We start from the raw sequence: 14,426 nt of genomic DNA on the forward strand, positions 1-14,426 counted from the left end.
GTAAACGTCGCCGTTCCGCCCATAGGACTCGAACCTATACTCCACAGCTCCAAAGGCTGGGGTGCTGCCATTACACCAGAGCGGACTGTGCACGAAGGCACGAACAACTAGTTTGCCATGACTGCGGCATCCGGCGCGAGTCGGGTTCCCGGAAGCCGGTTTTCCCCGGGGCGGAATCGAAAACCGGGACGGATCGCCGTCGGCCGGCCGGAGCCGGCCGGAGTTGGGCGATCGGAAGAATCTTGACATGATAGGCAAATGGGTTTATCGCTGGACGTCGACGAAAGCGACGGGGCCGGAGAGACCGGCGAAATCGCCGTCCGGTCCCGGATGAGTCGAGCCCAGCGCCGGAGCCAGCTCACCGACGTCGGCCGTTCGCTGTTCGCGATTCGCGGACTGGACGGCACCACGATCGAAGAGATCGCGGTCGCCGCAGGAGTCTCCAAACCGGTGATCTACGAACACTTCGGTTCCAAGGAAGGCCTCTACCGCGAGGTCGTGGAGCAGGAATCCAAGATCCTGCTGCAGACCATCACCGGATCGCTCAGCGAAGAAGCTGCGCCCCGCATCCTGGTGGAGCGCGCAGCGCTGGCGCTGTTGAGCTACATCGAAGACCGCACCGACGGTTTCCGGATCCTGATCCGCGACGGGCCCGCCCAGGCGGAGGGCGCGTTCTCCACCTTGTTCTCGCTGATCGTGGCCCGGGTGGAGCACATCTTCACCGACGAATTCGCCCGCCGTGGGTTCTCTCCGGACGACGGTGCAATGTACGCCCAAATGCTGGTCGGTATGGTGGCAATGACCGGTCAGTGGTGGCTCGACGTGCGCAAACCGTCCAAAGAAGCCGTCGCCGCGCATGTGGTGAACCTCGCTTGGCACGGTTTGACCGGGTTGCGCACCGCACCGGAGCTGCACGACCACCACTGATCCCGGCGCCACGCAGCCCCGCCCGGGCCTAGCTGCCGAGGAATTCGAAAATCCGGCCGAAGGCCATCGCTCCCATGTACCAGGTGAGCAACGTGGTCGCCGTGCCGGAAACGAGCAGCCAGTACGGAACCTGGTAGCCGTGCAGCAGGTCTTTGCGGAACCAGGCGATGTACATGAACACGCTGAAGCCGACCGGCAGGATCAGTCCGTTGAACCCGCCGGCGAAGAGCAGCAGCGCTACCGGGGTGGTGCCCAGGAGCAAGTAGGCCAGCAGTCCGGCCAGGATGAAGCCGACCGTGACATACCGGCGGACCGGGCCCTCGATCCGCCGGTTGAACACCGAGGTGAAGGACACCGAGGTGAAAGCGGCGCCGATCACACTGGAAATCCCTGCCGCCCAGAGCACCAGCCCGAAGGCCCGCAAGCCGAGCTCGCCCAAGACGGCTTGGAAAGCGCTGGCTGCCGGGTTGCCGGCCAGATCGAGCAGCACACCGCTCGCGGTGACGCCCAGAAAAGCCAAGAACAGCACGTAGCGCATGACCCCGGTGACCGCGATGCCCAGGAACGCCGACCGGGTCACCTCCTTCACGTTCGCCAAGCCCGAGACTCCGGCGTCGAGGAGCTTATGCGCCCCGGCATACGTGATGTAGCCACCAACCGTGCCGCCGACGATGGTGGTGATCACCGGGAAGTCGATGACGTCCGGCAGCACCGTCTGGCGCAGCGCATCACCGAGCGGCGGGTTCGCCAGGAACGCCACGACGGCGGTCAGCAGGATCATCACCGTGCCCAGCGCGATCATCACCCGGTCCATCGCGATTCCGGCCCGCTTCACCAAAAAAATGGCAATCGCGAGCGCTGCGCTGATCGCACCGCCGAGCTTCGGATCCAAGCCCATGAGCGCATTCAGCCCGAGGCCGGCTCCGGCGATGTTACCGATGTTGAAGACGAAGCCGCCGAAGACCACCAGCGCCGCGAGCAGATAGCCGCTGAATGGGATCGCGGCGTTCGCGAGTTCCGCAGCCCGCTTCCCGCTCACCGTGATGATCCGCCAGATATTGGCCTGGACCACGAAATCGATCACGATCGATGCCAGCACGCCGAAAGCGAAGGCGGCGCCGAGCGTCGCGGTGAAGGTCGCGGTCTGGGTGATGAATCCCGGGCCGATCGCGGACGTCGCCATCAGGAAGATCGCGCCGAGCAAGGATCCGCGCCTGGCGCGCACGAATCCTGCCGCGCGCTGCGCCGTGCTCACTGCCTCCGGAGCCGTCCCGCCAGGCGGAGTCTGCTCATTGTCCGGTCCCCAATTGCTCATGGCCTCGGTGCCTTTCGACGCATCGTTGCGGATTGGTATGGGTGCTTTCAAGTATCCGAAGCATACTCAAATTGTTGAGGAATAAAAATATATTGTTCAATGATTTCTTAAGTTCGGCCAACGGATACACTCAAGGCCATGAGCAAAAACCGCAGCGGCGCCAGCGGCCGGAGTGCCGCCGCGAGCGCTTCGGCTCCGGTATCCCGGGTCGTCGAAGTGACCCAGGGGCTCCGTGAACTGATCATCGACGGGACGCTGCTGCCCGGCGCGCCGCTGCGCGAAGCCGAGCTCGCCGAGCAGTTCGGGGTGTCCCGGAACACCCTGCGCGAGGTGTTCCGCAGCCTCGGCCAGGAGGGCGTGCTGACCCAGATCCCCAATAGCGGGGCCCGGGTCGCGATCCCCTCGATCACGTCGATCATCGACATCTTCCGGGTGCGCCGGATCATCGAAGGCCAGGCGCTGCTCCAGTCGTTTCCGAAACACCCGGCGATCGCCGGCATGGGACGCGCCGTCGAGCAAGCCGAGCGGGCCCGGGCGAAACAGGACTGGCGGGGCGTCGGTACGGCCAATGTGGCCTTCCATTCGGCGATCATCGCGCTCACCGACAGCGCCCGGCTCGCCCGGATCTTCGACTCGCTGTCTGCGGAGCTCCGCCTCGCCTTCGGACTGGTCGACGACCCCGAGTATCTGCACGCTCCGTTCTTGGACCGGAATCGGGAAATCCTGGAGCTGGTCGAAGCCGGCGACGCCCCGGCAGCGGCGCTCGCCTTGGACGGCTACCTGATGCGCGCCGAGCGCCTGCTGTTGGCCGCCTACGAGCGGCTCGGCTGATCCCCGACCGGGGAATCGGCCCCAGCCGCCAAACCCCTCTCCGGGACTAGGCCCCGAGGATCTCGGCGGCCTCCAACCATTCCAATTCCAGCTCTTCCTTCTGCACCGCCACGTCCTGGAGTTCTTGGTTCAGCCCGGCCAGGGCGCCGAAGTCCCCGCCGGTCGAGGCGACGTCCATCTGGGCGTGCAAGCGCTCCTCTTGCTGGGCGAGTTTGGAAAGCTGCCGCTCGATCCGGTTGACGTCTTTGCGGGCTTGCCGCAAATCGGCTTCGGACGCGGCGACCGCCGACGGCGCAGGCAGCTCCGCGGCACGGCTGCCCTGGGTGGTGCTGAAGCCCGCGCCCAGGCCCTGCTCCCGCCGCAAGGCCAGATATTGGTCCACTCCGCCAGGCAGGCCGCGCAGTTTGCCGTCGCCCAGCAAAGCGAGTTGGTGATCGGTGACCCGCTCCAGCAAGTACCGGTCATGCGAGACCACCACCAAAGTGCCCGGCCAGCCATCGAGCAAGTCCTCGACGGCGCCCAGGGTATCGGTGTCCAGGTCGTTCGTGGGTTCGTCGAGCATCAAAACGTTCGGTTCGCCGATCATCAGCCTGAGCAGTTGCAGCCGGCGCCGTTCACCGCCGGAGAGGTCACCCACCGGCGTCCACTGCTTCTCCTTGCTGAAACCGAGCTGTTCGACCAGCTGCCCGGCGGTCAATTCACGGCCGCCGATCTGGACCACGCGCTTCTCCGCCTCGATGACCTCCAGGACCCGCAGCTGCGGCATTGCGTCGAACTCGGTGACTTCCTGGTTGAGCACCGCGGTCTGCACGGTCTTGCCGCGTTTGAGCCGGCCCGCGTCCGGCGGGATCTGGCCGGCCAGCATGCGCAGCAGGGTGGATTTTCCAGCCCCATTGACTCCGACGATGCCCAACCGCTCCCCCGGCGCGAGCCGCAAGGTGATCCGGTCGAAGAGCCGCTTCGCACCGAAACCCAAGCTCACGTCTTCCAAGTCCAGAACGTCTTTGCCCAGCCGCGCCGTGGCAAGCCGGTTCAGGGCGACTGAATCGCGGGGATCCGGCACATCGGCAATGAGCTGATTCGCCGCCTCGATCCGGAACTTCGGTTTCGCGGTCCGGGCCGGCGCCCCGCGGCGCAGCCAGGCGAGTTCTTTTTTGGCCAGCTGCACCCGCTTGTTCTCCACCACGGCGGCCATCCGGTCCCGCTCGACCCGGGCGAGCACGTACGCCGCGTAACCGCCTTCGAAAGCGTCGACCGTCGCGTCATGCACTTCCCAGGTCCGATTGCAGACTTCGTCCAGGAACCAACGATCGTGGGTGGCCACCAGGAATGCCGCCTCATTGGCCCGCCAACGGTTCTTCAAGTGCCCGGCGAGCCAGGCCACGCCTTCGACGTCGAGGTGGTTGGTGGGCTCGTCGAGCATGATCACATCGTGCTCGCCGATCAACAACTTGGCCAGAGCCACCCGGCGCTTCTGCCCGCCGGAGAGCGAAGCCACCTTGGCGTGCCAATCCACTTCCGCCACCAAGCCGCCCATGATGTCCCGGATCTTGGGGTTGGCCGCCCACTCGTGTTCCGCGGCTTCGCCGACGATCGCTTCGCCGACCGTCGCCTCGCCGTCGAGCACATCGGACTGGTCCAGATAGCCGACGTCGAGCCCGCGGCGCGCCGCGACCCGGCCGGAATTCGGCGTCTGCCGATTGGCCAGCAATCGCATCAGGGTGGACTTGCCGTCGCCGTTCCGGCCGACGATGCCGATCCGGTCGCCGTCTTCGAGCCCGATCGTGATCGAGTCCAGAATGGTGCGGGTAGCGAAATGGACGGTGAGGTTCTCGCCGCCGAGCAGATGGGCCAAAGGATTCCTTAAAAACGTGCCGGTGCCGACGTCAACGCGTCAGATCAGAAACAATTTTCGCACCATGGACCGGCGAATGCACGGCGAGCGAGTTCTGCCCGGCTTCGGCGAGCCGGTCCGCGAGCTCGATCGCGTGTTCCTCATCCCGGGCCAGCATCGCCACGGTCGGCCCGGAACCGGAGACCAGACTCGCCAGCGCACCGTATTCGGCGCCCTGGTCGATCACGTCCGCCAATTGCGGTGCCAGTTTGAGCGCCGCCGGTTGCAGATCGTTGCGCAGCACCGCGGCTAGCGCCTCGGCATCGCCGCTGCGCAGGGCCTGCAAGATCCTGGGATCGACGCCGTCGGGTTCCTCGGGCGTTTTGCCCCGTGCCGCCCGCAACCGGTCCAAAGCGGAAAACACCGTGGGGGTGGAAAGCCCGAAGTCGGCAAGCACCAAAGCCCAGTGCAGGGGTCCGGGGGCAAGCGCGGGGGTGAGTTCATCGCCGATCCCGAGCCCGACGGCGGCGCCGCCCAACAAGGCGAACGGGACGTCGGCGCCGAGCTCCGCAGCGAGGTGCGCCAGCTCTTCGCGGGAGAGTCCAGAACCCCAGAGCGCATCGCAGGCGAGCAGAGTGGCTGCGGCATCGGCCGAACCACCGCCCATACCGCCGGCCACCGGTACCCGCTTGGTGATTTCCAAGTGCAATCCGGTGGGTTTCTCCGTGACGTCGGCCATCAGCCGGGCAGCCCGGACGGCCAGATTCCGCTCATCCAGCGGCATCGATTCAGCGAACGGCACGCTCGGTGCATCGGTGGCGCGCAGGCTCACCGTGATCCCGTCGCCGTCCACGCTGGTGGCCGAGACCTCTTCGTACAGCGAGACGGCAAGGTAGGCGCTGGCCACCGAATGGTAGCCGTCCTCGCGCAGCGGGCCGACCGAAAAAGAGACGTTGAGTTTGCCGGGCGCTTTCGCCCGGACCGTCCGGCTGCGACTCGGAGGGCCGCCTTCGGAGGTGGCGCGGGATGGCGTCATAGCCCTAACCTATGGCACCGGCAGCCGTGCTTCCAACTGTTCGCCGCGCAAATCCGACCGGTAGACCCCGGCTCAGGCCAGCAAGCCGGTTTTGGCCTGAGCGATCCGGCTGAACGCGCCGACGTCGAGCACTTCGCCGCGGGCGCTGGGATCCACCCCGGCGGCAAGCAGGATCCGCTCCGCCTCGGCTCCGCTGCCGGCCCAGCCGGCCAAGGCCGCGCGCACGGTTTTCCGACGTTGCGCGAAAGCGGCATCGATCACCGCGAAGACTTCCTGGCGGCTGGCCGTGGTCTGCGGCGGTTCCCGGCGGATGAACTCCACCAGGCCGGAGGAGATTTTCGGCGCCGGCCAAAAGACGTTCATGCCGATCACCCCGGCCTTGCGGAGTCCGGCGTACCAGGCCGCCTTGACCGAAGGGACCCCGTAGGTCTTGCTGCCCGGAGGCGCTGCCAGACGATCGGCCACCTCGTCCTGGACCATGACCAGTCCGTGTTCGAGCGTGGGGAAATGTTCGAGCAGGTGCAGCACCACCGGCACCGCGACGTTGTAGGGCAGGTTCGCCACCAGTGCAGTCGGCTGCCGCGGCAGTTCGGTGACTTTGAGCGCATCCGCAGTGACCACCGTGAAAGCCCCGGCTTTTTCCGGACGGAATTCCCCGATGGTCTCAGGCAGCCGGGCGGCCAGCTTCGGATCGATTTCGATCGCCACCACGTGCCGGGCGGCGTCGAGCAGGCCCAGCGTCAACGAGCCGAGTCCCGGCCCGACTTCGAGCACAGTCTCCGCCGGATCGATCTTGGCCGCGGCCACGATCCGGCGGATCGTGTTCCCGTCGATCACGAAGTTCTGACCCAGGGTCTTGGTCGGACGGACATCCAGCTCTGCGGCCAAGCGCCGGATGTCCGCAGCTCCGAGCAGGGCACGGTCGGCAGTGTGGTCGGACGGCTTCGGTTCGGGCGGCAGATTCACTGGAGCAGTCTATCGTCCGCACTCCGGAACACAGCTGGCCAGCACCGGCCACAAGCCGGACGGACAAAAGTGGCCGGGTGGAAAATCCACCCGGCCACTCGGCAAGAACCTCGATCAGCTCAACGGTTCGCTAGTTCAGCCCTTGCAGCCCCAGGGGGCCAAGCCGGCTTTGGCGTAGTAGGTGTTAGCCACGGCGATTTGCTGTTCCCGGGAGGCCAGATCGGCTCGCGGAGCATACTGTCCACCGCCATTCGCAAGCCAGGACTGGGTGTTGAACTGCAGGCCGCCGTAGTAACCGTTTCCGGTATTGATCGACCAGTTGCCGCTGGACTCGCACTGCGCGATCCGATCCCACATGGCATCGTTGGCAGTGGCCGGCGGCACGGCTCCGGTGTTGCCCCCAACCGGCGCGGCCGGCCGGTCCTTGCCGCCGACCGTCACCTTCTTCGCCACCGGTTGCAGTTTGACCGTCTCGCCGGTTTGCGTACGGCTGACCTCGCGGCCATCGAGGGTCACCACGTTGAACGACTTCTCGACCTTGCCGAGCACGCCTTCCCGGGTGGTCTTCTTCTCATCCTTGAAGGCTTCCGGATCCACCGTCTGCTCGGTTTGGAACGGAATGTCTTCGGTCACCGTGATCTGGCCGTCCGCCTTCACCCGGGAAACTTTGATCACCATATTCGCCACCACCGGAGCGGACTCCGGCACCGAGGTGATGTCGCCGGCGGCGACCGCCACGTTGGCGGCGCTCAGCACGTCGGCCACGGTCGGCGCGGTCGTGGTCTGCGCGGAGGCCTTGCCGTCCACGACTACCTGGACTTTCTTCGGGGTGCTGATCGACAGCTGCGCGCCCTCCGAGGCCAGCGGGGCGTCTTTGCCCACGTTGACCACCGCGGCGGCGGTCACGCCGAGCTGGCTGACCAGCTCGCTGACCTTGCCGGCATTGGTCTGCACCACTTGTTGTGCTCCGTCGAGGGTCACCTTCACATCCTTGGCGGTGTTCACCGTGATCACGGTTCCGTTGGCGACGCTGCTCTCCAGGGCGGGAAAGACTTTGTCTTCGGACTTGGTGGTCACATTGGCCCGCTGCAGAACGTCTTTGACGGATCCGCCGAACGTCTGGACTGCAGTCTCAGTCCCGTTCACCGTCACCGTCACGGTCTTGTTCGCGCTGACGAAACCCACCAGGCCTACTACCAGTGCGATCAGCACCAGCGATTGCCCGCCGATTTTCAACCAGCTCAGCTTGCCGTTCGATGTGAAGAAATTGGTCACCATGGCTCATAACTACTCAAGCATCCGGGCACGGGGACATTAGCGCAGAATCACGGCAGCCCGGGATATCGCGGGTGGCCGCGCGCTTCTGCGCTGCGTAAGAACCTGAAATTCAATGCCCGCAGCATCGACGGCGAACCCGTTCGGACGCGTTCCGGTGACGCAGCGCAGCTGCCCGGCTCTTGCTCGAAGGGGCTCTCGAACGACCACGGCATTCAGGAGCAACGATGTCCGTAAGGCCTTCCCCGACCCCGGCTATCGATATCTACTGTAACCGAACCGTGACCTAACGCCAAGAATTATCACAAAATGGTGTGACCCGGGTCACGTCCTGCTGCCTCTCCGGACTCACCAAGGCCCGTAGACGCGCTCTGTGTTCTGCCGCAGCAAAGCGCCGAATTCCGCCAGGTCGGCTGATCTGATCGCCGCCATGGAACGCACCGTGTACGGCACCAGATAGCTGGCGTTGGGCTGTCCGCGGAATGGATGCGGGGTCAGGAACGGGGCATCGGTTTCCACCATGATGAGCTCCGGATCGGCGATCGCGAGCGCGTCACGGAGCGGCTCGGCATTCTTGAAGGTCACGGTTCCGGCAAAGGACATGTGCCAGCCGCGGTCGTTGCAGATCCGGGCAAGCCCGGCGTCGCCGGAAAAGCAATGCAGCACGACTTTCTCGGGCGCTCCCTCTTCGGCCAGGATCCGGACCACGTCCTGGTGCGCGTCCCGATCATGGATTTGCAGCGCCAAGCCGAGCCTTTTGGCCAGGTCGATATGCCGCCGGAACGAATAGTGCTGATCCGACCGCCCGGCCTCGCCGGTCCGGAAATAGTCGAGGCCGGTTTCGCCGACCGCCCGGATCCGCGGATGCCGGGCCAGGTCTTCGATCTCGGCCAAAGCCGCCTCCAAGGCGGCATCCGCCGCGAGCCGGGGAGCATCGTTGGGGTGGATCGCCACCGCACCCAGCAGCCGGGCGTCTGCCTCCACCGCGGCCACGGTGAATTTCGACGATGCCACATCGCAGCCCACCTGCACGGCGCCCTGGACGCCCACCGCGGCGGCGGCATCGAGCGCTTCCCGGACCGAGACCTCGACCAGCCCATCCCGGAAATCCAAATGCGTGTGATTGTCGATCACCGGTTCCGGGAGCGGTTCCGGGGCCGGCGGGTAGTCGAGTTTCCGGCGTTTTCCACCTTCGTCCACGGCGGCGCGCTGCGCCGCAGGAGGCGCGTCGCCGGCCACGGCAGCCGGCTGCTCGGCCGGGCGGTAGGCTTCCGGAATCTCAAACGAACCCATGGCACAACTCTAAATCAGTCCCGGGCCAGAGATCTCCAGCAGCATCCCACCGGATTGGCTGGGGATATTGACAGCAAACCGCCTGACAGACCTAGTAGCCTAGGTGACACAATGGCGCGCCCGAAGCGAACTCGGGCCGGAGTGGGGAGCAGCAGATTGAGTCAACCGCAAATCCAGACCGACCAGGCCCGCTCCGGAAACGCGCTCGAACCGGCCGTCTTCAAACAACTCAGCGACAACATCCTGGCCGCGATCGACACGGTGATAGACGGCAAGGCCGAGGCCGCCAAATTGGCGCTCACCGTGCTTCTGGCCGAGGGCCACCTGCTGCTCGAGGACGTTCCCGGCGTCGGCAAGACGATGCTGGCCAAGACCCTCGCCCGGACCATCGATTGCTCGGTGAGCCGGATCCAATTCACCCCGGACCTGCTGCCCTCGGACATCACCGGGGTGTCCATCTTCAACCAGACCAGCAACACGTTCGAATTCCGCCCCGGCGCAGTGTTCGCGAACATCGTGATCGGCGACGAAATCAACCGGGCCTCGGCCAAAACCCAGTCCGCCCTGCTCGAATGCATGGAGGAGCACCAGGTCACGGTCGATGGGGATTCCTACCGGCTGGCCGAACCGTTCATGGTCGTGGCCACGCAGAACCCGATCGAAATGGAAGGCACGTACCCGCTGCCCGAAGCGCAGCGGGACCGCTTCATGGCCCGGATCTCGATGGGCTATCCGGATCCGGCCGCCGAGCTGGAAATGCTGGAGTCGCACCAGTCCTCCTCGCCTTTGGACACGGTGCGCCCGGTGGCCAGCGACGCCGAGATCGCGGCCATGATCGCGACCGTGCACGCGGTCTACGTCTCCGCTCCGGTCAAGGAATACATCGTGGCACTGGGCCGCGCCACCCGGCAAGATGCGCAGATCCGCCTGGGCGCCAGCCCGCGGGCGCTTTTGCAGCTGCTCCGGGCGGCGAAGGCCACCGCGGCCCTCGCCCAGCGCGATTTCGTCCTGCCCGACGACGTCGTCTCGATCGCCGAAGCCGTGCTGACGCACCGGATCATCCTGGACCGCAAGGCCACCAGTTCGGGGCAGACCCCGGCCAGGGTGATCGCGGCGATTCTGGGCCGGCTGCCCGTGCCCCAGCCGGCCCCCAGGGCCGGCTGAACCGGCCGGCAGGCAGAAGGGGGAAGCACGGATGGAGTGGTCCAAAGCACGGATTCTGACGCCACGCGGCTGGGGTTTGGCCGGCGCCGGGCTGTTCTGCGTGCTCTTGGCGCAGATCATGGGCCGGAAGGACTTGTTGGTCCTGGGGCTCTTTTTGCTCCTGCTGCCGGTTTTGGCAGCCATCGGCGTCCGGCTGCTCGCACCGGGCTTCATCGTCTACCGGGAATTCACCCCCGCCGTGGTCGAGGCGGAATCCAGCACTACCGTGGACCTCGCGGTCGGCGGTCCGCTGCGGACCGCTGGCCGCGTCCGGATGAGCGAAACCCTGCCCCCGCGGTTCGGGCGGTCCCCGGAATTCATCTACCCCGGCAAAGTCCAGAACGACGGCAAAGCCGGACTTCGCAGCAGCCGGTACCAGTACCACCTCCGCTCCGCGAGCCGCGGGCAGTTTCCGATCGGTCCGGTCAACGCCGAACTCAGCGACGCCTTCGGGCTGAGCACGCATCAGAGATCGCTTCCGGGATCGGACCTGCTCACCGTCACGCCCCGGGCGCTCGAGCTGCCGGTCACCACCGTCTCCGGTGCCCGGAGCTCGGACGGCGTGATCGCCACCGGGCAACGGGCCAACCCGAGCGACGACGACGTGATGACCCGGGAATACCGGCACGGCGATCCGATGCGCCGAGTGCATTGGCCGGCCACCGCACGGCAAGGGCAATTGATGGTGCGCCAAGAGGAATCGGTGACCACTCCGGAAGCCACTTTGCTGCTGGATTTGCGCGCCGGAGCCTTCGCCGATGGCGGTTCCCCGGCCCGGAACCCGGGCGGCGAACATCCCGAACTGCGCAGTTCCGCGGCCTTCGAATGGTCCGTGGTGGCCGCCATGTCGATCAGCGCCCATCTGGTCGAACGCAGCTTCGAGTTGCGCCTGCTCGATGTGTTCGGCAAGCCGGGGCTTGCCAGCTCGCGCTCCGCCCCGGAAGCCATGACCGAGGAGTACGCCGGGGCCGCCGGGCTGCACAGCATCGCCGAATCGCTCGCCGCCATCGAACTTCAGGAAGACCAGAACGGCACGGCCTTCAATGACGATCTGCTCGAACGCTTGTCCAGCGGCCGGCAGCGGGGTCCGGTGATCGCGATCCTCGGCCAATTGAGCACTGCCGAAGCGCGGGCACTGGCAGTTGCCGCCCAAGGCTCACCGGCAGCATGCGCCATCGTTTCCAGCCACCACCCGGAGCAGGCTGCGCAAACCCTGGAGTTGCTCCGCCAGGGCGGTTGGCGGGCGATCGCGGCGAACGAGGGAACCTCGCTGCGCAGAGTCTGGAGCTACTTCGACGCCGGTCCCTTGGAAACCGCGCCCGCCGAGCAGCAGCCGTCCGGCTCCGGGGTGCCGCGATGACCGCGGTGCTGGAGCAGAAATTGGCCGATCCCCGGCGCAGCGGCCGCGTTCCAAAGCCGAAGCAGCGCCCCGGCGCGGCACCCTGGGCGCTGGGCGCAGCGATTTTCCTCGCGGTCTGCGGCACCGCGACCGGGCTCGCCGGGGTGCTGCGCGGCGGAACCTGGTTCCTCTACATCGTCTTCACCGTGGGTACGGTGCTGGCCGCGATGGCCGTGGCCCGGAGCCTGCGCACGCCCAGCGGCTGGGTGCCGGTGATCGGTTCGGCGGTCCTGGTCCTGCAATTGACCTTCGTCTTCCTGTCCGACACCGCCTTGCTGGCCGTAATCCCCACCCCGGCTTCGCTCGATGTGCTCTCCGAATTGTTGCGCCAGGCCTCGGACACCGTGGTGCGCGACGTCGCCCCGGTCGAGGCCGGGCCCGGCGTGCTGTTCGTGGTGTGCCTGGGCCTGGGGCTGGTGGCGCTGCTGATCGACGCTTTGGCCATCGGACTCATGATGCCGGCGATCAGCGGGCTCGGCCTGCTGGTGATCGCGCTGATTCCGGCCGTGCTCAAAGCAGAGAGCCTGGGTGTCACCGGCTTCGTGCTCGGCGCCATCGGCTACTTGATGCTGCTGGCGCTTTCGCACTGGCAGAACGGCGGCAGACCCCGCAGATCAGTCCGTGCACTCTGGCGGGTCGGCGGCATCGGCGCCGGCGCCCTGGTGCTCGCTCTGTTCCTGGGCATGGTGATTCCGGGCTTCAGCACCGGCACTTTTCCGCAGGGTTCCCGGCTCGGCAACTTCGGACAGGTTGCCGGGCTGAGCCCGTTCCTCTCACTCGGCAGGGATCTGCGGGAACCCACCGGCGCCGGCCGGATCAATTACGCGACGACGGCGGCCAGCCCGCCGTATCTGCGCACCCTGACCATCGAGAACTTCGACGGCGAAAGCTGGCAGCCCAGCGACCGGAGCTCAGAGGCCAGGCTCGGCACCGACTTCATCCAGAATGACTTCGCGCCGACGCAGACTAGCTCGCAGAGTGTCACGACCCGGATCAGTCCGGTCCAGTTCTCCAGCGAATGGCTGCCGGTCCCTTACCCGCCGAGCGAGGTCAACGGCCTGGTCGGCCGGTGGACCTGGGATCCGAAAACCTTGGCGTTGAAAGCTTTGGACAACGGTTCCTTGGGCCAGACCTATACCGTCACCAGCCAGAGTCCGCTGCTCACCCCGGAAATCCTGGAAACCGCCATCACCCCGCCGCGGCCCAGCCTGGACCCGGTCTTCATGTCGCTGCCGGCCAATGTGCCGTCGATCATCCGGGAAACCGCGCTCGAGGTCACCGGCCGGTCACCTACCTACTACGACAAGGCAATGGCCTTGCAGCAATACCTCCGCGGCGCCGAGTTCAGCTACTCGCTCCAGGCTCCGGTGTCCGGCGGGTACGACGGCAGCAGCATGGGCGCGCTGGCCAAGTTCCTGGAGGTCAAAAGCGGCTACTGCGTGCATTTTTCCGCGGCAATGGCGGTGATGGCGCGCGAAGCCGGGATTCCCAGCCGGATCGGCGTCGGGTTCGCCCCGGGCACCGCGACCGAGCAGACGGTCGAATTGAACGGCCAACAGGTCACCGAGTACATGGTGGACGGCCGCGCCGCCCATGCCTGGCCGGAGCTGTACTTCGAGGGCTTGGGCTGGGTTCCCTTCGAGCCCACTCCGTCCCGCGGCCAGGTGCCGAGTTACGCCCAAACGCCGAGCAGCCCGGCCGACCCGCAGAACCCGGAGGTCCTGCCGCAACCCACGCCGAGCGCTCCGGCGGTGCCGAGCCCGCCCGCGGTACCACCGGCTGCCGGTGGCCAGAACACCCCGGGAACCGGATTCAACGCATGGTTGCTGCTGTTCCCACTGCTTGGCCTGGCGGTTCTGGCCGGCCTGGCGCTGCCGGCGCTGAGCCGCGGCTCGCTGCGCCACCGCCGGCTTGCCGGGGACCCGACTCCGGCAAACGCCTGGGCGGAATTCCAGGACACTGCGGCCGATTACGGCCTGCCCGCTTCGGCCAGCGAAACCCCGCGGCGTTTCGTGGACAGGTTGGCCGGTTCGGGCCGGCTGGGCAGCCCCGGGCCGGATCTCTCCGGATTGTTGGCGGCTTACGAGCGCACCAGCTACGGACAGCCCGGACCGGCGGCCCGGTTGGCCCCGGGCAGTCCCGAAACGGCGCAGGCCGCCGCGGCCGTCGGGGCGTTGCGCAAGCACTCCCCGACGAAGCAGCGGTTGCGGGCCACCCTGTTTCCGACCTCGACGCTGCAGCGTTGGCTCCGGGCCGCTGCAGTTCCGCTGCACCGCTCCCGGGCCGGACTCCGTCGGCTCGGCCAACGGATCGCCCGCCGGCGGAGCGGGAACCCGGACCGGTGACC

General features: G+C 66.7%; 11 protein-coding genes and 1 tRNA gene. 5 read left to right on the forward strand and 7 right to left on the reverse strand.

What is annotated here, in order from left to right:
- Positions 1-13 precede the first annotated feature (13 nt).
- Positions 14-85, reverse strand: a tRNA-Gln gene (locus JOE69_RS06285).
- A gap of 245 nt (positions 86-330) precedes the next feature.
- On the opposite strand from JOE69_RS06285, the gene JOE69_RS06290 reads away from it, so the two are divergent.
- Complete coding sequence (locus JOE69_RS06290) at positions 331-927, forward strand: TetR/AcrR family transcriptional regulator (protein ID WP_296364203.1); 597 nt, start codon at positions 331-333, stop codon at positions 925-927.
- 28 nt (positions 928-955) lie between these two features.
- Here the strand turns inward: JOE69_RS06290 and JOE69_RS06295 are convergent, their stop codons facing one another.
- Positions 956-2,242, reverse strand: a complete 1,287-nt coding sequence (locus tag JOE69_RS06295) for an NRAMP family divalent metal transporter (RefSeq protein WP_309797029.1) — start codon at positions 2,240-2,242, stop codon at positions 956-958.
- Positions 2,243-2,380: 138 nt separating this feature from the next.
- Between JOE69_RS06295 and JOE69_RS06300 the strand changes: the two genes are divergently transcribed.
- On the forward strand, positions 2,381-3,073 hold the full coding sequence (locus JOE69_RS06300; RefSeq protein ID WP_309797032.1) for a GntR family transcriptional regulator: 693 nt from the start codon (positions 2,381-2,383) through the stop codon (positions 3,071-3,073).
- Between the two features lie 46 nt (positions 3,074-3,119).
- Here JOE69_RS06300 and JOE69_RS06305 read toward each other — a convergent pair whose 3' ends face one another.
- The 5 genes from JOE69_RS06305 to JOE69_RS06325 form a co-directional block, all read right to left on the reverse strand.
- Positions 3,120-4,928, reverse strand: a complete 1,809-nt coding sequence (locus tag JOE69_RS06305) for an ABC-F family ATP-binding cassette domain-containing protein (RefSeq protein ID WP_309797034.1) — start codon at positions 4,926-4,928, stop codon at positions 3,120-3,122.
- Positions 4,929-4,959: 31 nt separating this feature from the next.
- Positions 4,960-5,943 (reverse strand): 4-(cytidine 5'-diphospho)-2-C-methyl-D-erythritol kinase, encoded by a 984-nt coding sequence (locus JOE69_RS06310; protein ID WP_296363928.1) that lies wholly within the window; start codon positions 5,941-5,943, stop codon positions 4,960-4,962.
- Positions 5,944-6,015: 72 nt separating this feature from the next.
- Complete coding sequence (gene rsmA, locus JOE69_RS06315; protein WP_309797036.1) at positions 6,016-6,909, reverse strand: 16S rRNA (adenine(1518)-N(6)/adenine(1519)-N(6))-dimethyltransferase RsmA; 894 nt, start codon at positions 6,907-6,909, stop codon at positions 6,016-6,018.
- Positions 6,910-7,044: 135 nt separating this feature from the next.
- Positions 7,045-8,187 carry a resuscitation-promoting factor gene (locus tag JOE69_RS06320; protein WP_374709679.1) on the reverse strand — a complete coding sequence of 381 codons (1,143 nt, stop codon included), beginning with the start codon at positions 8,185-8,187 and terminating at the stop codon, positions 7,045-7,047.
- Positions 8,188-8,532: 345 nt separating this feature from the next.
- Complete coding sequence (locus JOE69_RS06325) at positions 8,533-9,477, reverse strand: TatD family hydrolase (protein ID WP_309797040.1); 945 nt, start codon at positions 9,475-9,477, stop codon at positions 8,533-8,535.
- A 156-nt stretch (positions 9,478-9,633) separates the two neighbouring features.
- Between JOE69_RS06325 and JOE69_RS06330 the strand changes: the two genes are divergently transcribed.
- Genes JOE69_RS06330 through JOE69_RS06340 form a run of 3 tightly spaced genes read left to right on the forward strand, consistent with a single transcriptional unit; the run spans position 9,634 to position 14,424 of the window.
- Positions 9,634-10,641, forward strand: a complete 1,008-nt coding sequence (locus JOE69_RS06330; RefSeq protein WP_374709680.1) for an AAA family ATPase — start codon at positions 9,634-9,636, stop codon at positions 10,639-10,641.
- Between the two features lie 31 nt (positions 10,642-10,672).
- Entirely contained in the window at positions 10,673-12,040 is a 1,368-nt protein-coding gene (locus JOE69_RS06335; protein WP_309797041.1) for a DUF58 domain-containing protein, read from the forward strand.
- Complete coding sequence (locus JOE69_RS06340; protein ID WP_309797043.1) at positions 12,037-14,424, forward strand: transglutaminase TgpA family protein; 2,388 nt, start codon at positions 12,037-12,039, stop codon at positions 14,422-14,424. The genes JOE69_RS06335 and JOE69_RS06340 overlap by 4 nt, the downstream gene beginning before the upstream one ends.
- Positions 14,425-14,426: the final 2 nt, after the last annotated feature.

Source organism: Arthrobacter russicus, assembly GCF_031454135.1.
Taxonomy (GTDB): Bacteria; Actinomycetota; Actinomycetes; order Actinomycetales; family Micrococcaceae; genus Renibacterium; species Renibacterium russicum.